Source organism: Nocardioides xinjiangensis (genome assembly GCF_017916455.1).
Taxonomy (GTDB): Bacteria; Actinomycetota; Actinomycetes; order Propionibacteriales; family Nocardioidaceae; genus Nocardioides; species Nocardioides xinjiangensis.
In genome coordinates, this window is sequence record NZ_JAFMSY010000001.1 from 118,509 (window position 1) to 139,647 (window position 21,139).

At 74.3% G+C, this 21,139-nt stretch carries 18 protein-coding genes; 9 read left to right on the forward strand and 9 right to left on the reverse strand.

Translation table 11 applies throughout. The features are described 5' to 3' along the window. The first annotated feature begins 125 nt into the window (after positions 1-125). Genes J3P38_RS00615 through J3P38_RS00630 form a run of 4 tightly spaced genes read left to right on the forward strand, consistent with a single transcriptional unit; the run spans position 126 to position 6,899 of the window. Positions 126-998, forward strand: a complete 873-nt coding sequence (locus J3P38_RS00615; RefSeq protein WP_307807620.1) for an ABC transporter ATP-binding protein — start codon at positions 126-128, stop codon at positions 996-998. Further along, complete coding sequence (locus J3P38_RS00620) at positions 995-1,639, forward strand: ABC transporter ATP-binding protein (protein WP_210502355.1); 645 nt, start codon at positions 995-997, stop codon at positions 1,637-1,639. The genes J3P38_RS00615 and J3P38_RS00620 overlap by 4 nt, the downstream gene beginning before the upstream one ends. After that, complete coding sequence (locus J3P38_RS00625; protein ID WP_210502356.1) at positions 1,636-3,861, forward strand: hypothetical protein; 2,226 nt, start codon at positions 1,636-1,638, stop codon at positions 3,859-3,861. Before J3P38_RS00620 ends, J3P38_RS00625 begins: the two co-directional genes overlap by 4 nt. 44 nt (positions 3,862-3,905) lie before the next feature. Further along, the gene (locus J3P38_RS00630) at positions 3,906-6,899 is read left to right on the forward strand and encodes an FtsX-like permease family protein (protein WP_210502357.1); all 2,994 of its coding nucleotides are present in this window, start codon (positions 3,906-3,908) and stop codon (positions 6,897-6,899) included. 16 nt (positions 6,900-6,915) lie between these two features. Here J3P38_RS00630 and whiA read toward each other — a convergent pair whose 3' ends face one another. From whiA to uvrA, 6 genes are all read right to left on the reverse strand, one after another. Next, positions 6,916-7,902 carry a DNA-binding protein WhiA gene (gene whiA, locus J3P38_RS00635; RefSeq protein ID WP_210502358.1) on the reverse strand — a complete coding sequence of 329 codons (987 nt, stop codon included), beginning with the start codon at positions 7,900-7,902 and terminating at the stop codon, positions 6,916-6,918. A gap of 45 nt (positions 7,903-7,947) precedes the next feature. Then, entirely contained in the window at positions 7,948-8,916 is a 969-nt protein-coding gene (locus tag J3P38_RS00640) for a gluconeogenesis factor YvcK family protein (RefSeq protein WP_210437665.1), read from the reverse strand. Position 8,917: 1 nt separating this feature from the next. After that, positions 8,918-9,787, reverse strand: a complete 870-nt coding sequence (gene rapZ / locus J3P38_RS00645; protein ID WP_210502359.1) for an RNase adapter RapZ — start codon at positions 9,785-9,787, stop codon at positions 8,918-8,920. Then, positions 9,788-11,815: an excinuclease ABC subunit UvrC gene (gene uvrC, locus J3P38_RS00650; RefSeq protein WP_210502360.1), complete on the reverse strand. Its 2,028-nt coding sequence runs from the start codon at positions 11,813-11,815 to the stop codon at positions 9,788-9,790. A 112-nt stretch (positions 11,816-11,927) separates the two neighbouring features. Next, on the reverse strand, positions 11,928-12,404 hold the full coding sequence (locus J3P38_RS00655; protein WP_210502361.1) for a Rieske (2Fe-2S) protein: 477 nt from the start codon (positions 12,402-12,404) through the stop codon (positions 11,928-11,930). A 50-nt stretch (positions 12,405-12,454) separates the two neighbouring features. Next, positions 12,455-15,502, reverse strand: coding sequence for an excinuclease ABC subunit UvrA (uvrA, locus tag J3P38_RS00660; protein WP_210502362.1), 3,048 nt, complete (start codon positions 15,500-15,502; stop codon positions 12,455-12,457). Between the two features lie 172 nt (positions 15,503-15,674). On the opposite strand from uvrA, the gene J3P38_RS00665 reads away from it, so the two are divergent. From J3P38_RS00665 to trxA, 3 genes are read left to right on the forward strand one after another with little or no spacing between them, the layout of a single operon-like run. Further along, complete coding sequence (locus J3P38_RS00665; RefSeq protein WP_210502363.1) at positions 15,675-16,376, forward strand: maleylpyruvate isomerase family mycothiol-dependent enzyme; 702 nt, start codon at positions 15,675-15,677, stop codon at positions 16,374-16,376. Beyond that, the gene (locus J3P38_RS00670; RefSeq protein WP_210502364.1) at positions 16,370-17,071 is read left to right on the forward strand and encodes an MBL fold metallo-hydrolase; all 702 of its coding nucleotides are present in this window, start codon (positions 16,370-16,372) and stop codon (positions 17,069-17,071) included. The genes J3P38_RS00665 and J3P38_RS00670 overlap by 7 nt, the downstream gene beginning before the upstream one ends. A 19-nt stretch (positions 17,072-17,090) precedes the next feature. Next, positions 17,091-17,771 carry a thioredoxin gene (trxA, locus tag J3P38_RS18230; protein ID WP_210502365.1) on the forward strand — a complete coding sequence of 227 codons (681 nt, stop codon included), beginning with the start codon at positions 17,091-17,093 and terminating at the stop codon, positions 17,769-17,771. A 24-nt stretch (positions 17,772-17,795) separates the two neighbouring features. Here the strand turns inward: trxA and J3P38_RS00680 are convergent, their stop codons facing one another. Together J3P38_RS00680 and J3P38_RS00685 are read right to left on the reverse strand one after the other, a co-directional pair. After that, positions 17,796-18,365, reverse strand: a complete 570-nt coding sequence (locus J3P38_RS00680) for a cytochrome b/b6 domain-containing protein (protein WP_210502366.1) — start codon at positions 18,363-18,365, stop codon at positions 17,796-17,798. A gap of 23 nt (positions 18,366-18,388) precedes the next feature. Further along, on the reverse strand, positions 18,389-18,844 hold the full coding sequence (locus J3P38_RS00685) for a hypothetical protein (RefSeq protein WP_210502367.1): 456 nt from the start codon (positions 18,842-18,844) through the stop codon (positions 18,389-18,391). A gap of 227 nt (positions 18,845-19,071) precedes the next feature. Here J3P38_RS00685 and J3P38_RS00690 point away from each other — a divergent pair, with 227 nt between their 5' ends. After that, entirely contained in the window at positions 19,072-19,713 is a 642-nt protein-coding gene (locus J3P38_RS00690; RefSeq protein ID WP_210502368.1) for a sulfotransferase family 2 domain-containing protein, read from the forward strand. Between the two features lie 20 nt (positions 19,714-19,733). Here the strand turns inward: J3P38_RS00690 and J3P38_RS00695 are convergent, their stop codons facing one another. Next, positions 19,734-20,387 (reverse strand): hypothetical protein, encoded by a 654-nt coding sequence (locus J3P38_RS00695; RefSeq protein ID WP_210502369.1) that lies wholly within the window; start codon positions 20,385-20,387, stop codon positions 19,734-19,736. Between the two features lie 83 nt (positions 20,388-20,470). Here J3P38_RS00695 and J3P38_RS00700 point away from each other — a divergent pair, with 83 nt between their 5' ends. Then, complete coding sequence (locus J3P38_RS00700; protein ID WP_210502370.1) at positions 20,471-21,115, forward strand: sulfotransferase family 2 domain-containing protein; 645 nt, start codon at positions 20,471-20,473, stop codon at positions 21,113-21,115. The last annotated feature ends 24 nt before the right edge of the window (positions 21,116-21,139 follow it).

The window sequence follows — 21,139 nt, forward strand, 5'->3', positions numbered from 1 at the left end:
GGCGCGCCGGGGCGGCCGCGGGCGGCGATGCGTCGGTGGCGACCCGCTCGGCCGGGGGTGCATGATGTCCCCCGCACTCCGGCACGGGCGGGGTAGCGGACCGAGGCGGCTACGGGGGGACTCGCGTGCAGGACGGGGGCGGCATCGGCGTCCGGTGCTCGGGCGTGGTGCACCTGTACCGCACCTTCGAGGGGCACGACGTGGTGGCGCTGCAGGGCGTCGACCTCGAGATCGCGCCCGGGGAGCGGGTCGCGTTCCTCGGACCCAGCGGGTCGGGCAAGTCCACCCTCCTCGCGCTGCTCGGCGGCATCCAGCGACCCAGCGCCGGGCGCATCCTCCTCGGCGACGACGACATCTCCCGCATGGGCGAACGGCACCTCGCCCGGCTCCGCGCACGCCGCGTGGCCACGATGCTGCAGGGAGCCACGCGCAACCTCCTCCCCTACACGTCGGCGCGGCGCAACATCGAGTTCGCCCGGGTCGGGATGACCGCGGAGGAGGCCACCCGGGCGCCGGCCGTGTTCGACCTGCTCGACCGGGTCGGGCTGACCGACCAGGCCGACCAGGTGGTGAGCACGCTCTCCGGCGGCCAGCGCCAGCGCCTGGCCCTGGCGTGCGCCATCGCCACGACACCCGGTCTGCTCCTCGCCGACGAGCCCACCAGCCAGCTCTCGCACGCCGACCGCGACGCCGTGGTGGGGCTGCTCCACGACCTCAACCGCGACTTCGGCACCACCGTCGTGGTCGTCACCCACCAGCCGGAGGTCGCTGCGACGTTCCCCCGGACGGTGACGATGAAGGGCGGCCGCGTCGGCTCGGAGGGGCACCACGGCGCCGAGTACGCCGTCATCGGCACCGAGGGCGTGCTGCACCTGCCCTCGCACCTGTCCGCGCAGTGGCCCCCGGGCACGTTGGTCCGCGTCGAGGCCGAGCCGCGGAGGATCGTGATCTCCCATCCCGCGGACGAGACCGGCATCCCCCAGGACGGCGTGCGATGAGCGCCGCCGGCGACCTGGTCCTCGACCACGTGAGCTACCGGCCCGGGCCGATGCTCCTCGACGACGTCTCCGTGACGTTCCCGGCCGGGAAGGTCACGGCCCTCTCGGGACCGAGCGGGTCGGGGAAGACCACGCTGCTCTCGGTGGCGGGCGGCCTCGTCGCGCCGACCGCGGGCACGGCGACGTACCGCGGCCAGGAGACGTGGCAGGGCGACGGCGACCCGCCGCCCGAGATCGCGTTCGTGCTCCAGGTCTACGGCCTCGTCCCCATCCTCTCCGCGCGCGAGAACGTCGCCATCGCGCTGCGCGCCCGCGGCACGCCGTGGTCCGACGCCTCCGACCGCGCCGAGGCGGCGCTCGCCCGCTTCGACATCGCCGACCTCGGCGACCGGCAGGTCGAGGAGCTCTCCGGGGGCCAGATGCAGCGGGTGGCCTGCGCCCGCGGCCTCGTCGTCGGCGCTCCCGTGCTGCTCGCCGACGAGCCGACCAGCGAGCTCGACCAGGGCAACGTCGCGGTCGTCCTCGGCGCGCTGCGTGCGGAGGCGGAGCGCGGCTGCGTGGTGGTCATCGCCACCCACGACCCGGCCATCGTCGAGGCGGCCGACCACCACGTCGCGATCGACGAGGGCCGGCTCGCATGACCTCACGCGCGGTGGCCGGGTGGTGGACCCGGCGGGGGACGCACCTGCCCGTCGCCGCCGCGATCGCCCTCGTGACAGCCGCGTCGGTGCTCGCCGACGGCAGCGGCAGCCGGGCGCTCCTGGTCCCCCTCGCCGTGCTGGCCTCCGGGGTGCTCCCCGGCGCGGGCACGGCGCTCGGCGCCGCGCGCCGGCAGGAGGCGGCCCTGCTGCGGCTGCACGGCCGCCGGGGGCCCCGGTGGGCGAGCGCGCTGGTGGCCGAGCCGCTGCTGACCGCCGTCCTCGGCGGCGCCGCCGGGGTGGCCGTTCCCGTGGCCGCCGGCGCCGGGCGTCCCTCTCCGGGCCTGCTCCTCACGGTGTGGCTCGCCGCCACGGCCACCGTCGTCACCGCGATGCTGGTCGCCCTGCGCGGACCGCTGCCCTACCTGCTCCGACCCGCCGGCGGCGAGCGGGCCCGCCGGTCCGGCACCCTCGCGGCGCTGGTGCCCGTGACCGTCGCGGTGGCCGCGGTCGTGGCGCTGCTGCGCCGCTCCTCGACGGTGCCGGACGCCTGGGCGTTCACCGCCCCGGTCGTGGTCGGGCTCGCGGCCGGGCTGCTCGCGACCACGACGGTGCGGCTGGTCGCCCGCCGGCTCGCCGGACGCCCCGCGCTCGGCCCGTCGCTCGCGGGTCATCGACTCGCGCCGTCCCGCGCCACGGCCGGGCTGGCCGTCCTGGTCGGGTCGGCCGTGCTCCTCGGCTGCGCCGCGAACACCGCCCTGGCCGTCGGTGACTGGGCGCGCGACACCAGGCTCGTCACGTCCGCCGCACCCCTCGTCGTGCCCTTCGACGGATCCGCCGATGCGGTCCTGGAGGCGACCCGCACGGCGGACCCGGACGGCAGGTGGCTGATGGCGGCCGTCCGGGTCTTCGAGGACGACCGGCCGGTCTCGCGCCGGGTCTACCTCGACGCCACGCGCTACGAGCGGGTGGTCGGCGACCGCCTGGACGGGACCGTCGCGGCCGATGGCTCCCAGCAGGTGAGCGACCTCGCCGCCGCGGCCGCCGGGACCGAGCCCGAGCCCGCCACGAGTGGACGGCGCCTGACCGTCCGCCTCGCCCTCGACGGCCCGCGTCCGCGTCCGTTGCGGCTCGACGTGCTCACGGTGAGCCCCTCCGGTGCGGGCCGCCAGACCGTCTTCGCCCGCCCGGTGCCCGGCACGCCGACGACGGTGTCGGCCGCCCTGACCCGCTGCGAGACCGGGTGCCGCGTGACAGGCCTGGAGGTCGCCATCGGCGTCCCGTGCAACCCCGACACCTGGGCCCAGCCTCGGTGCCGGCGACCCGCGCTCGACGTGACCGCGCTCGACCTCGGGGGGCTCGACCTGCTCGCCCGTCCGTGGGTGCTCGCCGAGCCCGACGACCGGCCCCCGGGCGAGATCACCGCCTCGCCGGCGCGGCTCCGCGTCCGGCCGAGCAGCGCCGGCACCAGCTACCTCACCACCGACCGCTCGCCGTGGGCCGCTCCGCTCCTCGCCACCCAGACCGTGGAGTGGTCCGAGGCCCCCGAGGCGCCGACCACCGGCGGCATGGCGCGACCCGCACGGGTGCTCGACACCGCGGAGGCCCTCCCCGTCGTCGGGGCCGCGGGCAGCGTGCTCGACCTGCCGACCTCGCTGCTGCCGGGCACCGGCACCGTCGCCCGCGCCGAGCCGCTCGTGCTGGCGCGGGCCGACACCCCGGCCGACGTGCTGGCCGGGATCGGCGCGCCGCGAGTGGGCACCGAGCTCTCCCGCGACGTCGTCGAAGCGGCGGACCGGGGGGTCGCGACGCGGTTCACGCTGCTCGCCGCCGGCGGGACGCTGCTGGGGCTCCTGGCCGTCCTGCTCCCGGCCGCACGACTGCGGGGCGAGCGCGCGCACGAGCGCGCGGTCCTGCGCCTGGTCGGCGTCCGTCGGGCCGACCAGCGCGCAGCCGGCCGCCTGCAGGCCCTCGCGGTGGCCCTCGCCGCCGGGCTGGCCACCGTCGCCGCGACCCTGCTCGTGGTCGTGACCCTCTCCGGCGCGCTGCCCGTGCTCGCGACCGGTCCCGGGCAGCTGCCGCTCGACACCGGCCCCCGCGCCCTCGCCGTGCTCCTCGCCGGGGCCGTGGCGACGACGCTGGCGGGGGCCATCGCGTGGTGGACCGACCGCGTCCCCGACCGTGCGAGCCGCCCCGCGCGCCTGCGCGAGGAGGTGGCGCCGTGATCCGGGTAGCGCTCGACGGACTCCGGTCGCGCTCCCTGTTGTCGGTGGGCACCCTTCTGCTGCTGGTCGTGGCGCTCGGCTCGGCCGTGCTGGGCCCCGCCTTCGCCGCGGCCGTCGGCAACGCGTACGCCGTCACCCGCCTCGCCGAGGAGCGCAACGCCCTGACGGGGCGCACGTGGGAGGTGCGACCCAGCCGCGGCACCGACGACCCGGGCGCCCTCCTCGACGACACGCTGACCCAGCTGGTCCTGCCCGAGGACCAGCACGCGCCGTCGGCCCAGCTCGAGACCGCTCGCGTGCTCGCCCCCGGCGCGCTCGGCGAGGTGATGCTGATGGCGAAGCCGGACGCGTGCGCCCACCTCGACATCGAGGGTCGGTGCCCGTCGGGGCCGGGCGAGGTGGCGGTGCTGGCCGGTGACGCCGAGGAGGACGGCCACGCGCTCGGCGACCGGATCGACCTGGGCGAGCCGTTCGGCACGCTGACCCTCGTCGGCACCTACGCCTACCCGTCCGGTCCCGCCGTGGCCGCCGAGCGACGCGAGGCGCTGGAGGACTTCTGGTTCGAGCCGGGCCGGCTGGCCTCCGTGCCGGCGACCGTGCGCACCGGCACCGAGGTGCCGCGCCGGCCCGCGCCGTACCTCGTCGTGCCCGAGCAGCTCGCCGGCCTGCCGCCGCACCTGCTGCTCGTCCGGGCCGACAGCCGCATCGAGGTGCCGGCCGACCTCGACGCCGCCGACCTGCCCGAGCTGGCCCGCCGCGCCGCCCAGGACCCGGCTCCGCAGCAGCTCGGGGTCGGCACCGCCGCCGAGGTCTCCAACAACGACCTCGACGGCATCGTCACCGACGTCGACCGGGAGCGTCGCGCCGCGCTCCTCGCCGTCGCGCCCGCCGTGGTGTCGCTCGTCCTCGTCGCCCTCGCGCTGCTCGGCCGGCTCACGTCGGCCGCCGGCGAGCTGCGGGTGCCCGACCTCGCGCTCGCCTCGCTGCGCGGCGCCGACCGGCGCCGCACGTGGCTGCTGGCGCTGAGCGAGCCGCTGCTCCTCGTCGCCCTCGCGGTGCCGGCCGGGGTCGCGGCGGGCGCGGGACTCACGTGGGCGCTGGTGCGCGCCTGGCTGCCGCCGGGGGTCCCGGTGCCGGTGCCTGCGTACGCCGTGCTCGCGTGCGTGGCGGTCGTCGGCTGCGCCGTCGCGGTGTGCGTCGTGTCCACCCGGGCGGTCCTCGCCCGCACCCTCGCCGACCAGCTGAGCGGCCAGGCGCGGCCCCGTCCGGCCGGACGGCCGGCCGTGCTGGCCGCGCTCGTGCTGGTGGCACTCACCCTCGCCCTGGTCGTCGCCGCGCTCTCCCGGCCCTCCGGGGGCGCCACCGACGCCGCCGACCTGGTGCTCCCGCTGCTCGTCGCCGCCGTGCTCGGGCTGGCCGCCGCCGGCGGTGCACGCGCGGGCGCGGCCGCGCTCGCCCGGCGGCCTTCCCGCGGGGTCGCCGGCTTCCTGGCCGTGCGGGCGGTCGCGCGGCGTGCGGTCGGCACCCTCGTCGTCCTCCCGCTGACGATCGCGATCGCGGTCGTGACCTTCGGGGCCGGCACCTTCGACGCGGCTGCCGCCTGGCGGGCCAGCGTGGCCGCCACGCAGGCGCCGGCCAGCACGGTGTGGTCGAGCGAGCTGCCGATGCGCGAGGCGGTGGCGCTCACCCACCGCCTCGACCCGGACGGGCGATGGCTGATGGCGACCGGCACCTGGAACGCCCAGGACGGCACGTACGTCGTCGCCGACGTCCCCCGCCTGCCCGCCGCGTCGCTGTGGGACCCGTCCTGGACGCCGGGGCACGACGTCGACGACGTGGTCGCCCTCGTCACCCGGCCGTCGCCGCCCGCGCTGACGGGCTCCCGGCTGCGCCTGGGACTGACCGTGCCCCGCGCCGCGGAGGAGGTCACCGTCGAGGTGCGGCTGCGCACGTCCGGCGGCGACACCCTCAACGCCTACGTCGGGCCGTTCCCGCCGGGCGCCTCCTCGGCCACCGAGCGCGTCCCCTGCGGCGACGGCTGCACGGTCGAGGGACTCGCGCTCGCCGGACCGGCGGGCCTGCCGACCGAGCTCGTGGGCGACTACGTCGTCGGCCCGCTCGAGGTCGACGGCGCGGCCGCGTCCGAGGTGTTGACCGGCGGCGCCTGGCACCTGGTCGGCGAGGGCATCGCGCAGGCCGCCGACGGCCTGCGGGTCGCCGGCGACGGCCTCGTCGTCACGGCCGACGGCACCGGCAAGGCGGGGCTGACGTCCGGTGCCGGCGGCCTGCGCCCCGTGGTCGCCGGCCGCGAGGCCGTGGACCGGCTGGGCCGGGTCGCCGCGGGCGCCGCCACGTCGTCGGTGGGCGGTCCGCCGCCGTCCGAGGCCGTGCTGGTCGCGGACAGCGTCCCCTTCCTCGGTCCCGAGGGCGTGCTGATCGACTACGCCGTCCTCACGACCAACCGCACGGTCTACGAGGAGGAGTTCGAGGTGCGCGTCCTGGCGGCCGCCGACACGCCCGGCCGCGTGTCCACCGCGCTGGCCCGCGAGGGGCTCACCGTGGAGCGGCTGCACGCCCAGGAGCGCGAACGCCTCGACGGCACGGCGTACGCCCTGGCGCTGCGGCTCTACCTGGTCGCCGCGCTCCTCGTGCTGCTGATGGCCGTGGCCGGGCTCGCGGTCACCACCGCGATCCAGCTGCCCGGGCGCCGGATGGATGCCGCCGCGCTCAGCGTCGTGGGGGTCCGGCGCCGCTCGGTGCTGCTGTCCGTGGCGGTGGAGCAGGCCGTGGTGCTCGGCGCGGCCGCGGTCGCGGGCCTGCTCGCAGGTGCGGCGGCCCAGCTCATCGTGCTCGGCCGGATCACCCTGGGCCAGGTCGAGGAGGCGTCGTGGCCGCGGGTCGTCGCTCGCGTCGACCCGGCCCTGCTGAGCGCCACCGCGCTGCTGGTCGCCGTCCTGCTGGGCACGGTGGCGCTGCTGAGCGCCTGGGCGACCGTACGGCGTGCGCGCGGCGCGTCGTTGCGGGAGAAGGCCCGCTAGGCCGGTCGTTCCCGGCTCACGCCTCGTCGGCGAGCATCTCGGGGGTCAGCGACGCCTCGGTGTCGGGGATGCCCAGCTCCTCGGCACGCTTGTCGGCCATCGCCAGGAGCCGCCGGATGCGACCGGCGATGGCGTCCTTGGTCAGCACCGGCTCGTGCAGCTGGCCCAGCTCCTCGAGCGAGGCCTGCTTGTGCTCGAGCCGCAGGTGGCCGGCCTGGCGGAGGTGGTCGGGGATCTCCTCGCCCAGGATCTCCAGGGCGCGCTCGACGCGCGCGCCCGCAGCGACCGCGGCCCGCGCCGAACGGCGCAGGTTGGCGTCGTCGAAGTTCGCCAGCCGGTTGGCGGTGGCCCGGACCTCGCGACGCATCCGCCGCTCCTCCCAGGCCATCAGCGACTCGTGGGCACCGAGCCGGGTGAGCAGGGCCCCGATCGCGTCGCCGTCGCGGATGACGACCCGGTCGATCCCGCGGACCTCGCGCGCCTTCGCGGAGATGCCGAGGCGACGGGCGACGCCGACGATCGCCAGCGCGGCCTCGGGACCGGGGCAGGTGATCTCGAGCGAGGACGAGCGACCCGGCTCGGTGAGCGAGCCGTGCGCCAGGAACGCGCCCCGCCAGGCCGCGACGGCGTCGCAGCCGCCGCCGCTGACGACGGCGGGCGGGAGCCCGCGCACGGGCCGGCCGCGCTGGTCGAGGAGCCCGGTCTGGCGCGCCAGCGCCTCGCCGTCCTTGGTCACCCGGACGAGGTAGCGGCTGCCCTTGCGGATGCCGTTGCCCTGCACCATGACGACGTCGGACGGGTGGCCGTAGACCTCCGCGATGTCCTTGCGGAGGCGTCGGGCGGCAGCGCCCGTGTCGAGCTCGGCCTCGACGACGATGCGTCCGCTCACGATGTGCAGCCCGCCGGCGAACCGGAGCATCGACGCCACCTCGGCCTTGCGGCAGCAGGTCTTGGTGATCTGGGTCGAGGCGAGCTCCGCCTTGACCTGTGCCGTCATTGCCATGGGGCGAATCCTGCCATGCAGGTCAACGACCCTCGAACCGTCAGCTCAGGCCTCGGCCACGATCTCGCGGAACGCCGCGGCGAGACGTTCGGGGTCGTGACGCGGCTCACCGGGGACGGCGACGTCGGCGACGACCAGGCGGGCACCCCGGTCGGCGACGGCCTTCTCCAGCCGCGGGTGGTCGTCGGCCAGGGCGGAGGCGTCGACGAGGACGGCGTGCACGCTGAGGTCGGGGGCGTGCTCGAAGAGGACGGCGAGGTGGTCGGCGGGACCGAAGCCGGTGGTCTCCCCAGCCTGCGCCTCCAGGTTGAGAACGACCACGAGGCGCGCCGCGGTCTCGGCGAGCGCCCGGCGCAGCCCGGGGACCATGAGGTGCGGGATGACCGAGCTGAACCACGAGCCCGGCCCCAGCACCACCCACTCGGCGGCCAGGATCGCCTCCACCGCCTCGGCGCAGGCCTCCGGCGCCTCGGGCACCAGCGCCACGGACTCGATCCGCCCGGCGGTGGTGGCGACCTCGACCTGGCCGCGCACCACGCTGACCGACCCCGGCTCGGCCGGGTCGGCGCCCCGGACGCGGGCCGTGATGTCCATCGGGGTCGTCGCCATCGGCAGCACCCGTCCGTGGGCGCCCAGCAGCCGGCCCACCCAGTCCAGGGCGCGCACGGGGTCGCCCATCAGCTCCCAGAGGCCGACGATCAGGAGGTTGCCGACGACGTGGCCGTTCATCTCGCCCTCGCCGGCGAACCGGTGCTGGACGACGTCCGCCCACGTGCGGCCCCACTCGTCGTCGCCGCACAGCGCCGCGAGCGCCATCCGCAGGTCGCCGGGCGGGAGCACGCCGAACTCGCCGCGCAGGCGGCCCGAGGAGCCGCCGTTGTCGGCCACCGTCACCACGGCGGTGAGGTCGTCGATGGTCAGGTCGTCGTGGAGCCGTCGCAGCGCCGACAGGGTCGCGAACAACCCGTGCCCACCGCCGAGGGCCACCGCGGCCTGCGCGGTGTCGCGGGCCACGTCACTCCCTGCCGAGGTCGCGGTGGGTGGTGCTCACGTCGTAGCCCGCCTCCCGCAGCCGCCCGGCGATCGCCTCGGTCATCGCGACGCTCCGGTGCTTGCCGCCGGTGCAGCCGACGGCCACCTGCATGAAGCGCTTGCCCTCGGTGAGGTAGCCGCGGGCGACGGTCTCGAGCACCGGGAGGTACTGCTCGAGGAACGTCCCCGCAGCCGGCTGGGACAGCACGTAGGCCGAGACGTCGGGGTCGCGACCGTTCTGGGGGCGCAGGTCGGGGACCCAGTGCGGGTTGGGCAGGAAGCGCATGTCGACGACCCAGTCGGCGTCGACGGGGATGCCGTACTTGAAGCCGAAGCTGATCACGGTGATCTTCAGCCGGGTCGTGGCGGCCGTGCCGAACAGTTCCGCGATGCGGTCCTGTAGCTGGTGGACGTTGAAGTTCGAGGTGTCGAGGAGGACGTCGGCGTCGCCGCGGACGTCGGCCATCACCTCGCGCTCACGCCGCAGCCCGTGCAGCAGGCGGCCGCCGCCCTGGAGGGGGTGCGGCCGGCGTGCCGCCTCCTGCCGGCGCACGAGCACCTCGTCGCTGGCCTCGAGGAACAGCAGCGTCGTGGGGCGGCCGGTGACCTGCTGGTGGCGGTTGGCCTGGAGGGAGTCGAAGAACGAGCCGGAGCGCACGTCGACCACCACCGCGATGGGCTGGTGGATCCCGCGACTGTCGTCGACGAGGCGGACCACGTCGCGGACCAGTGTCGGCGGGAGGTTGTCGACGACGAAGTAGCCGAGGTCCTCGAGTTCCTTGGCTGCGGTGCTGCGGCCGGCGCCGGTCATGCCGGTGACGACCACCAGCTCGCCGGGGGTCGGCTCGTCCATCTAGTCCTCCATGATCTCGCCGGTGGCGGTGTTGACCGTCGGCGCCTTGGCAGCAGTCTTGCCGGTCGCGTCGACCTTCGCGACGGCGTCCTTGATGGCGGTCGCGGTGCGCGGCCCGATGCCGGGCACCAGGGCGATCTCGTCGACCTCCGCCTCGCGCAGCTTCTTGAGCGAGCCGAAGTGCTTGAGCAACGTCTTGCGCCGGACCTCGCCGAGCCCCGGGACGTCGTCGAGGGTGCTCTCGACCATCGACTTCGAGCGCCGGCCGCGGTGGTGGTTGATGGCGAAGCGGTGCGCCTCGTCACGGATGCGCTGCAGGAGGTAGAGCCCCTCGCTCGTGCGGGCCATGATGACCGGGTCCTCCTCGCCGGGCAGCCACACCTCCTCGAGCCGCTTGGCCAGCCCGCAGACCGGGACGTCGTTGATGCCCAGCTCGGCCAGCGCCTGCTGCGCGGCCGCGACCTGCGGCGGGCCGCCGTCGACGACGACCAGGGACGGGACGTAGGCGAACTTGCGGGGCCGGCCCGTCTCGGGGTCGACGAGGAGGGGCCTCTGGGAGTCGTCCGGACCGGCCTGCGCCGCCGCGCGACCCTCCGAGGCCGCCGGCGGAGCGTCGTGCGGCTCGACCCGGCTCTGCTCGTCGAGCAGCCGCTTGAAGCGCCGGGTGATCACCTCGTGCATCGACGCGACGTCGTTCTGCCCGTCGACGCCGCGGATCACGAACCGGCGGTACTCCGACTTGCGCGCCAGTCCGTCCTCGAAGACCACCATCGACGCCACGACCTCCGTGCCTTGGAGGTTGGACACGTCGTAGCACTCGATGCGCAGCGGCACCTCGTCGAGGCCGAGCGACTGCTGGATCTCCTCGAGCGCCCGGTTGCGGGTGGTCAGGTCGCTGGCGCGCTTGGTCTTGTGGAGCGCCAGCGCCTGCGCGGCGTTGGTCGCCACGGTCTGCTGGAGGTCGCGCTTGTCGCCGCGCTGCGGGACGCGGATGGCGACCCTGCTCCCCCGCCGCTCGGTGAGCAGCTCCTCGAGCACGTCGTGGTCGGGCGGGAGCGCGGGCACGAGCACCTCGCGCGGGATGGACTCGGTCTCGCCGCCGTAGAGCTGGAGCAGGAAGTCCTGGACCAGCTCGGGGGTGCCGCCCTCGTCGGTGCGGTCGGCGACCCAGCCGCGCTGGCCGCGGATGCGCCCGCCCCGCACGTAGAAGATCTGGACGGCGACCTCGAGCGGGTCCTCGGCCAGCGCGATGACGTCGGCGTCGGTGCCGTCGCGCAGCACGACCGCCTGCTTCTCGAGCGCCCGGTTGAGCGCGCCGAGGTCGTCGCGCAGGCGCGCGGCCTTCTCGAAGTCGAGCGCCTCGGAGGCGGCGTACATCTCCCGCTCGAGCCGCTTGGTGAACGCCGCGGTGTTGCCGGCCATGAAGTCGCAGAAGTCGTCGACGATCTCGCGGTGCTCCTCGGCGGTGACGGTGCCGACGCACGGCGCGGCGCACTTGTCGATGTAGCCCAGGAGGCAGGGGCGCCCGATCTGCGCCGAGCGCTTGAACACGCCGTTGCTGCACGAGCGCATCGGGAAGACGCGCAGCAGCAGGTCGACGGTCTCCCGGATCGCCCAGGCGTGGCTGTAGGGGCCGAAGTAGCGGGTGCCCTTGCGCTTGGCGCCCCGGCCGACCATCACGCGCGGGAACTCCTCGCCCACGGTGACGGCGAGCCAGGGGTAGGACTTGTCGTCGCGGTACTTGACGTTGAACCGCGGGTCGAACTCCTTGATCCAGCTGTACTCCAGCTGGAGCGCCTCGACTTCGGTGTCGACCACGGTCCACTCGACGCTCGCCCCGGTCGTGACCATGCTGGCGGTGCGGGGGTGCAGGTTGGCGATGTCCTGGAAGTAGGACGACAGCCGCGGCCGCAGGCTCTTGGCCTTGCCGACGTAGATGACGCGGCCCTTGGCGTCGCGGAACCGGTAGACCCCCGGCTTGGTGGGGATCGACCCTGGAGCGGGTCGATAGGAGCTCGGCGTGGCCACCCGACAACCCTACGGGCGGCCCCCGACAGGCAGCACGACCCGGTGCCGGCCCACCCGCGGCACCACCGTCCGGGACGTCGCGGTCACCGCCGCGTCGAGGGACGGGCCACGCTCAGGCCTGCGCGATGGAGTCGCCCTCGACCGTGATCGCGACGGTCTCGAGCGCCGCGGTCGCCGGCCCGGAGAGCGGGGAGCCGTCCTCCAGCGAGAACTTGCTGGCGTGGCACGGGCAGGGGATGTCGCCCTCGCTGCTGGACTCGACGAGGCATCCCTGGTGGGTGCACACGGCGGAGAACGCCTTGAAGTCCCCCTCCGTCGGCTGGGTCAGCACGATCTTGGCGCTCGCCACCACGAAGCACCCGCCGACCGGGACGTCGGCCGTGCTCGCCAGCGCGCCGGCGTCATCGCTCGGGGTCTGGGTCCCGTCCGGGGAGCTGGGTGAGGACGACGCGTCCGAGGGCGAGGCCGAGGCGTCGTCCGCGGGGTCGGTGGCCGTCGGCTCGTCGGAGCCGCAGGCGGCGAGCACGGGGGCGCCCACGGCGATCGCGGCGGAACCGGTCAGGGCACGACGTCTGTTGATGGCGGTCATGCCGCGACCCTAGCCACCCCGCCTGTGAGGAACCTGTGCGGCACGAGGGCTCAGGAGGTCTTCCTCGCCGGTGCCGTGCGCGCCGCGCCCGTCGTCGCGGCCTTCCTGGCCGGGGCCTTGGCGGCGGCCTTCTTCGCCGGCGCCTTCTTCGCCGGCGCCTTGGCGGTCGCGGTCCGGCGCGAGGGTCCGGCGGACGCGGCCGCCGGAGCGCGTCGTGGCGCGCCCGGCTGCTGGGCGCCGCGGCCCTCGAGGATCGGCGCCAGGAACGCGCCGGTGTGGCTCTCGGCCACCGCCGCCACTTCCTCGGGCGTGCCCTCGGCGACCACCGTGCCACCGCGCGAGCCGCCCTCGGGACCCATGTCGATGAGCCAGTCGGCGGTCTTGATGACGTCGAGGTTGTGCTCGATCACCAGCACCGTGTTGCCCTTGTCGACCAGGCTGGACAGCACCCCCAGCAGCTTGCGGATGTCCTCGAAGTGCAGGCCGGTCGTCGGCTCGTCGAGCACGTAGACGGTGCGTCCGGTGGACCGCTTCTGCAGCTCGCTGGCGAGCTTGACGCGCTGCGCCTCGCCGCCGGACAGCGTCGTCGCCGGCTGACCCAGGCGGACGTAGCCGAGGCCGACCTCCTCGAGGGTCTTCATGTGCCGGGCGATCGCGGGCACCGCGGCGAAGAACTCCGCGGCCTCCTCGATCGGCATGTCGAGGACCTCGGCGATGGTCTTGCCCTTGTAGTGGACCTCGAGCGTCTCGCGGTTGTAGCGGGCGCCGTGGCAGACCTCGCACGGGACGTAGACGTCCGGCAGGAAGTTCATCTCGATCTTGATCGTGCCGTCGCCGGAGCAGGCCTCGCAGCGCCCGCCCTTGACGTTGAAGGAGAACCGGCCCTGGAGGTAGCCGCGCATCTTGGCCTCGGGCGTCGAGGCGAAGAGCCGGCGGATGTGGTCGAAGACCCCCGTGTAGGTCGCGGGGTTGGAGCGCGGGGTGCGGCCGATCGGCGACTGGTCGACGTGGATCACCTTGTCGACGTGCTCGAGCCCGGTGATCTTCGTGTGCCGGCCCGGGACCGTCCGGGCGTTGTAGATCTGCTTGGCCAGCGAGGTGTAGAGGATGTCGTTGACGAGGGTGGACTTGCCCGAGCCCGACACCCCGGTGACCGCGCAGAAGACGCCGAGCGGGAAGCTGACGTCGACGTTCTGCAGGTTGTGCTCGCGCGCGCCGTGCACGGTGAGCTCACGGCCCCGGGTGCGCGGGCGGCGTACGGCCGGGACGGGGATCTCGCGCCGTCCGCTGAGGTACTGCCCGGTCATCGAGTCCGGGTGCGCCAGCAGGTCGGCGACGGTGCCTGAGTGCACCACCTGGCCGCCGTGCTCGCCGGCGCCCGGGCCGATGTCGACGACCCAGTCGGCCACCCGCACGGTGTCCTCGTCGTGCTCGACCACGATCAGGGTGTTGCCGAGGTCCTTGAGCCGGACGAGCGTCTCGATGAGGCGCTGGTTGTCGCGCTGGTGGAGGCCGATCGAGGGCTCGTCGAGGACGTAGAGCACGCCCACCAGGCCGGCGCCGATCTGCGTGGCCAGCCGGATGCGCTGCGCCTCGCCGCCCGACAGCGAGCCGCTCGGCCGGTCGAGCGAGAGGTAGTCGAGGCCGACGTCGAGCAGGAACTGCAGGCGCTCCTGGATCTCCTTGAGGACCCGCTCGCCGATCTGGCGCTCGCGCACCGACAGGTCGACGGTGCGCAGGTAGTGGGCCGCCTCGTTGATCGGCAGCGCGCAGACCTCGGCGATGTTCTTGCCGCCCTGGTCGCGGGCGCCGAGCGTCACCGACACCGACACCGGCTTGAGCCGGGTGCCGCGGCAGGCGGGGCAGGGCACCTCGCGCATGAAGCCCTCGAACCGCTCGCGGCTGGTGTCGGACTCCGCCTCCCGGTGGCGGCGCTCGACGTAGGGGCGCACGCCCTCGAACGCCGCGTAGTAGGCGCGCTGGCGCCCGTAGCGGTTGCGCGTGACGACGTGGACCTTGGTCTTGTGGCCCTCGAGCAGCGAGGTGCGGGCCTTGGCGGGGAGCTCCGACCACGGGGTGTTGAGGTCGAAGCCGAGCTCCTCGCCCAGCGCGTTGACCAGGCGCAGGAAGTAGTCGGCGACGTGGGCGCCGCTCCACGGGGCGATCGCGCCCTCGCCGAGGGTGGCGCCGGGGTCGGGGACCACGAGGTCGGGGTCGACCTCCATCCTCGTGCCGAGGCCCGAGCACACGGGGCAGGCGCCGAACGGGGAGTTGAAGGAGAACGAGCGGGGCTCGAGGTCGTCGGTGTCGATGGTGTGGTCGTTGGGGCACGCCATCTTCTCCGAGAACTTCATCTCGCGGCCGGCGTCCGAGGGGTCGAGGTCGACGAAGTCGAACACGACGAGCCCGCCGGCGAGCCCCAGCGCCGTCTCGACCGAGTCGGTCAGGCGGCGCTTGGACGACTCCTTGACGGCGAGGCGGTCGACCACGACCTCGATCGTGTGCTTGAGCTTCTTGTCGAGGGTCGGCGGGTCGTCGAGCGTGTGGGTCTGGCCGTCGACGCGCGCGCGGCTGAAGCCCTGCTGCTGCAGCTGGCGGAACAGCTCGACGTACTCGCCCTTGCGGCCGCGGATGACCGGCGCCAGCACCTGGAAGCGGCGGCCCTCCTCGAGCGAGAGGATCCGGTCGACGATCTGCTGCGGCGTCTGGCGCTCGATCGGCGCCCCGCACGTCGGGCAGTGCGCCCGACCGGCGCGGGCGTAGAGCAGGCGGAGGTAGTCGTAGACCTCCGTGATCGTGCCGACGGTCGAGCGAGGGTTCTTCGAGGTGGACTTCTGGTCGATGCTGACGGCCGGGCTGAGGCCCTCGATGAAGTCGACGTCGGGCTTGTCCATCTGGCCGAGGAACTGACGGGCGTAGGCCGACAGCGACTCGACGTAGCGACGCTGGCCCTCCGCGAAGATCGTGTCGAAGGCGAGGCTGGACTTGCCCGAGCCGGAGAGCCCGGTGAACACGATGAGCGAGTCACGCGGGAGGTCGAGGGAGACGTCCTTGAGGTTGTGCTCCCGGGCGCCCCGGATGATGAGCTGGTCGGCCACAGTTGATCCTCGATCTGGCATGCGGTGGAGTCGAACACGTGTTCGGCTCAGCGTACGCGGTCGGGTGCTCCGACTCGCCGTTCCACCCTCTCACGCAGCACCGACAGCGGATCCATCGATCACCCACGCGGGTGGACTCCGGAGAGGGCGGACGAGGTGGCACGATGGCAGCGTGACCGACGTCGCGGGCGCCCTGCCCGAGCTCATCGCCCAGGCCGACCAGGCGCTGGTGCGCACCGTGGACGGACTCTCCGACGACCAGTATGCGGAGCCGACCCAACTGCCCGGCTGGACCCGCGCCCACGTCGTCGCCCACCTCGCCCTCAACGCCGAGGGGCTCGGCGGAGTGCTGCACGGCGCCCACGTCGGCCGGCCGCGTCCGATGTACGCCTCCGTCGAGCGACGCGACGCCGACATCGCCGACCTCGCGACGGCGTCGCCCGCCGAGCTGCGCGAGCGGCTGCTCGCCGCGACGGCGCGGTTCACCGACGCGCTCGGCGCGATGCACGAGGCCGACTGGGACGGGCGGTTCGAGCGGGTGCCCGACGGACCGACGTACGCGCTCACCAGCGTCCCGCTCATGCGGTTGCGCGAGGTGGAGATCCACCACGCCGACCTCGGCGCGGGCTACACCCGGGCCGACTGGCCTGAGGGCTTCCGCAGGGTGCTGCTCGACTCCCTGCGCGCGTTCCGCACGGTGCCGCTGACCGTCCGGGCCACGGACCTCGACGGCACCTGGCGCTACGGCGACGGCGACGGCGGTCCGACCGTCACCGGCACCTCCGCCGACCTCGCCTGGTGGCTCACCGGCCGCGGCTCGGGCGAGGGTCTCACGTCCGACACCGGCGAGCTGCCGGAGATGGAGGCATGGTGAACGACCCGCAGCCCGACACCTACACCGGCGACGTCTCCCCCGGCGGCGCCGCGGACGTCCGCCGCCTCGGCCGACTCACGCTGACCAAGGTCGCGGTCGACCCGGAGATGTCCAACAACTGCTACCTGCTCCACTGCGGCGAGACCGGCGACCTCGTGCTGGTCGACGCCGCCGCGGAGCCCGAGCGCCTCCTCGAGCTCGTCGGCGACCGGCCGCTCACGGCGGTCGTCACCACGCACCGGCACTGGGACCACCACCGCGCCCTCGCGGCGGTCAAGGCCGCCCACCCGCACGCCGTGGTGGTCGCCGGCGAGCCCGACGCCGACGCGATCGAGGAGCAGACGGGGGTGAGGGTCGAGCGCCGGGTGGGCGAGGGCGACACGGTGCGCGTGGGCTCCTCCGACCTGGCGGTGATCCCGGTCGCGGGCCACACCCCCGGGTCCATCTGCCTGCTGCTCGACGACGCGGGAGCCTCGGCCACGCCGCACCTGTTCACGGGCGACTCCCTCTTCCCCGGCGGCGTGGGCGCGACGTTCGGCGACGCCGACGCCTTCACGCAGCTGATCGGCGAGGTGGAGACCAAGCTCTTCGGCCGGCTCCCCGACGAGACGTGGTTCTACCCGGGGCACGGCGGCGACGGCAGGCTGGGCGACGAGCGGCCCCACCTGGAGGAGTGGCGCGAGCGCGGCTGGTGAGGCGTGGCACGCTGGGAGCATGAGCACCCGTGCACTGACCCTGGCCGACTTCGAGCAGACCGTGAGCGGCGAGGGCATCGTCCTCGTCGACTTCTGGGCGGCGTGGTGCGGTCCGTGCCGGCAGTTCGCCCCCGTCTTCGAGAAGGCGTCGGAGGACAACCCGGACATCGTCTTCGGCAAGGTCGACACCGAGGCCGAGCAGCAGCTGGCGCAGATGGCGGCGATCACCTCCATCCCCACCCTCATGCTGTTCCGCGACGGCATCCTGCTGTTCAACCAGGCCGGCGCCCTGCCGCCGCAGGCCCTGGCGGGCGTGATCCAGCAGGCGCGCGAGCTCGACATGGACGCCGTGCGGCAGGAGGTCCAGGCCGCACAGCAGGCCGCTGAGCAGGCGCCGCAGGACGAGGTGGGCCTCGACGAGTTCGCCGCCGCGCACAGCCAGGGGGCGTACGTCCTCGACGTGCGGGAGGCCGACGAGGTGGCGAAGGGACGCGTGCCAGGTGCCGTGCACATCCCCATGAACGACGTGCCCGCACGGGTGGCGGAGCTCCCGCAGGACCGGCCGGTCTTCGTGGTCTGCCAGTCGGGGGGCCGCAGCCGCCAGGTGGTGGACCACCTGCGCTCGCGCGGCGTCGTGGCCGTCAACGTGTCCGGCGGCACGGGCGGCTGGGCGCAGCGCGGGTGGCCGCTCGAGGCCTGACCCGCCGAGCCGCGGGCGCCGTCCTCAGCCGCCGGGCAGCATCCGGCGCAGGATCGCCGGGCGCACGTTGGTGAACAGGTGCGCCGTGAGCGCCACGAAGAAGGCGACGTGCGCCGCGACGTGCAGCGGCAGCCAGGCGTCGTCCCCCGTGCCGACCAGCACCAGTCCCGACAGCGGCACGAGGACGAGCAGGAGCAGCAGCGCGCGCTCGGTCCAGTGGACGAGCCGCCGGTCCGCGTCGGAGAGGTGCTCCGACCACGGCGGCAGGCCCGCCACCTTGCGCCACAGCGGCCGCACCACGCCCAGCGCGAGCACCAGCAGCCCCAGCGCGAGGTGGAGCTCGGCGAGGTCGAACCCCCCGCCGAGCAGGTCGTAGCGGTCGGCGCGGTCCTCGCACCGCTCCTCGAGCCGGTCGAGCTGCTCCTCGAAGGCGTCGGTGGTGTCACCGCCGCTGAGGTCCTCGCCCGGAGGATCGCAGCCCTCGTCGAGGTCGAGGCGGTAGCCGACCGCGAACTGCGCGGCGATCGCCGCGACGGTGAGCCAGTGCAGGACCTTCTGCGACGGGCGGTAGCCGGGGGGCGACGACGTGGGCACCCGCCAACGCTAGGCGAGGGCCGTCAGGCGCACTGCTTGATGCCCGAGATGGCGTACGTGCCGCCGAGGTCAGTCGTGGTGACGACGGTACGGCGGTTGGTGGCCGAGTACTTGAGGGTGAAAGAGATCTGGCTGGCACTGAAGTTGCCGCACACGTCAAACGTGATGACGTTCGACGTCGCGGTCACTGCGAACTCACGGGGAGTCGTGGCGAGGAGCAGCTGCGCGCCGCCGATGCGGACATCGGTGAGCACGATGTCCCAAGTGTCGCTGGGCTGCACCGACAGCGCGAGCGTGAACCGGTACCCCTGGCAGCTCTGGCCCTCACCGGTGTTGCGGCAAACGCTGAAGGCGCCCGCGTTGGGGATGGCCGGCGCGTCGGTGGACGCGGCGTAGGCCGGGGCATGGGCAGCGGCGGCGACCACCGGGACGCTCCACGCGGCGCCGCGCACGACGGAGCGACGGTTGATCTGGGACATGCTGGTGACCCCCACGGTCCTCGGAGTACGCCATCCCCACGACGGCGATCCCGATCGTATGGCCGCCGCCCCGCGGGTCCGCCCCGGTGGAACACTTCTTGAGAGTTCCTGAGGAACACCTTGAGAAATAGGGGACATCTGGCCTGGACCACCATTCGGCGCGACGGGGCTCGGGGGGGAGGAGCCGGCCGGAGGAGGCGCCCCCGCCCTTGGGATAGCCTCGGCGCGTGCTGATCAGCGACTCCAAGCAGGTGCTCTTCGTCCACGTCCCCAAGACCGGGGGCGTGTCGGTCGAGGAGACCGTCAAGGAGGCGTGTCCCGACGCCCGCAAGGCACGGATCCCCATCGGCCGGCACGCGACGCTGGGCAAGATCATCAAGCACGAGCCGCAGGTCGTCGACTACTGGACCTTCGGGTTCGTGCGCAACCCGTGGGCCCGGATGGTCTCGTGGTACTCGATGATCTCGGCATGGGACCGCCGCCACGGCCCGCGGAGCGGCAAGCCGCAGGACGTCAAGCACAACTCCATGCGCGACGGCAACGACATGTGGCGCGCTGCGGCGGCGTACTCCGGGTTCGAGGAGTTCGTGCTCCGCGGCACCGAGGAGCTCCCCCGCGTCGGCGTCCCGCAGATCACCTACCTGCGCGCACCGAAGCTCGGCCGCGAGGTCGACTTCATCGGCCGCACCGAGAATTTCGTCGAGGACCTGCAGCGGGTCCAGGTGCAGCTCGGCCTCGAGCCGTCCACCCCACCGCACAAGAACAAGTCCCGCCACGGCAGCTACCGCGACTACTACACCGACGAGACGCGCCGCCGGGTCGCCGAGGTCTACGCCGAGGACATCGACCTCTTCGGCTACACCTACTAGGGCCCCTGACCTGCCCGGGACTAGGTGGACATGCCCGGGATGCGGGTGCCGCGCGCGCCCGCCCACTCCCCGGTCGCCTCGAGCCGGCGCCACACGTCGTACTCCGGCGTGAAGTGCGCGACCAGCGCCTCGCGGGTCGCGGGCTCCAGCTCGCCGTGCCCGGACCCCGAGGCGTTGCGCCGCTCGAAGTCCAGAGGCACGCCGATCCGCTCGCTGAACCAGCGCGACCACACGTCGGGGTGGCTGACGCTCAGGACGCGGTCCACCTCGACCGCGCCGCGGGCTTGGATGAACCGCGCCGGGCGGCCCCGGGGTACGGGTGCCTGCTCGTCGCCGGCGAGGTAATGCCGCGCGAACTGCTCGAAGGACATGTCCGCGGTCGACCTCCGGCTGTCCTCGCGGGCGCGGTAGCGCCACCACGACTCCAGCCACGAGATCGGCTCACGGAACATCGACACGAGCTCGTAGGACTCACGCGGATGGCCCTGCTCGGCCAGCTCGCGGGCCTTCGTGTGCACGAACCCCCGGGCGGGCAGGTGCTTGCGCGCGGGTGGTGAGCCGACGACCTCGGTGGCGTACGGCGACAGCGTGCGCTCGAGAGTCGTGCTGGCGGTCTTCGGCAGCGCGAGCAGCACGAAGTCGCGACCGGGCCCGAGCTCGAGGAACGTCATCACGCGCCGATCATCCCGCACGCCGCCGCTCGGGTCGCGCCCGCTCGGCGGCACCTGCCACGGGTGCGTGGGCTAGCCTCGCGCCCGTGCTGATCTCCGACGCGAAGCGGGCACTGTTCGTGCACGTGCCCAAGACGGGCGGCGTCTCCGTGGGGGTGGCGTTCGAGCGGTGCTGCCCCGACGCGCGCAGCAAGGCGCCCGGGGTGACTCCCCCGCTGGGCCGGCACGCGCCGTACGCCCGCATCCTCCGGGCCGAGCCGCAGACGGCCGACTACTGGTCCTTCGCCTTCGTGCGCAACCCGTGGGCCCGCATGGTGTCGTGGTGGTCGATGATCCACGACTGGGACCTCGCGCACGGCCCCTCGAGCGGCAAGCCGCAGGGCGTGGAGGCGAGCCGCATGCGCGGCAACGACATGTGGCGCGCGGCGGCCGCGTACTCGGGGTTCGAGGAGTTCGTGCTGCGCGGCACCGAGGAGCTGCCACGCGTGGGCCGCCCGCAGGTGGAGTACCTCCGGGCTCCGGGGCGCGAGGTCGACTTCGTCGGGCGCACCGAGTCGTTCGCGGAGGACCTGGCAGCGGTCGAGCGCCGGCTCGGCGGCGAGCCCGCCCGGGTGCCGCACCGCAACAAGTCCCCGCACGGGAGCTACCGCGAGTACTACACCGCCGCGACCCGCGCGAAGGTCGCCGAGGTGTACGCCGCCGACCTCGAGGCCTTCGGCTACACCTTCTGAGGGTCCGGGGCGGGTGCCGGGGTC

Excerpts from the sequence above, each read along its gene's own strand:
- J3P38_RS00620 (WP_210502355.1), top strand. The coding sequence starts at position 995 with ATGAGCGCCGCCGGCGACCTGGTCCTCGACCACGTGAGCTACCGGCCC.
- J3P38_RS00625 (WP_210502356.1), top strand. The coding sequence starts at position 1,636 with ATGACCTCACGCGCGGTGGCCGGGTGGTGGACCCGGCGGGGGACGCAC.
- whiA (WP_210502358.1), bottom strand. The coding sequence starts at position 7,902 with ATGGCAATGACGGCACAGGTCAAGGCGGAGCTCGCCTCGACCCAGATC.
- rapZ (WP_210502359.1), bottom strand. The coding sequence starts at position 9,787 with ATGGACGAGCCGACCCCCGGCGAGCTGGTGGTCGTCACCGGCATGACC.
- J3P38_RS00655 (WP_210502361.1), bottom strand. The coding sequence starts at position 12,404 with ATGACCGCCATCAACAGACGTCGTGCCCTGACCGGTTCCGCCGCGATC.
- J3P38_RS00670 (WP_210502364.1), top strand. The coding sequence starts at position 16,370 with ATGGTGAACGACCCGCAGCCCGACACCTACACCGGCGACGTCTCCCCC.
- trxA (WP_210502365.1), top strand. The coding sequence starts at position 17,091 with ATGAGCACCCGTGCACTGACCCTGGCCGACTTCGAGCAGACCGTGAGC.
- J3P38_RS00685 (WP_210502367.1), bottom strand. The coding sequence starts at position 18,844 with ATGTCCCAGATCAACCGTCGCTCCGTCGTGCGCGGCGCCGCGTGGAGC.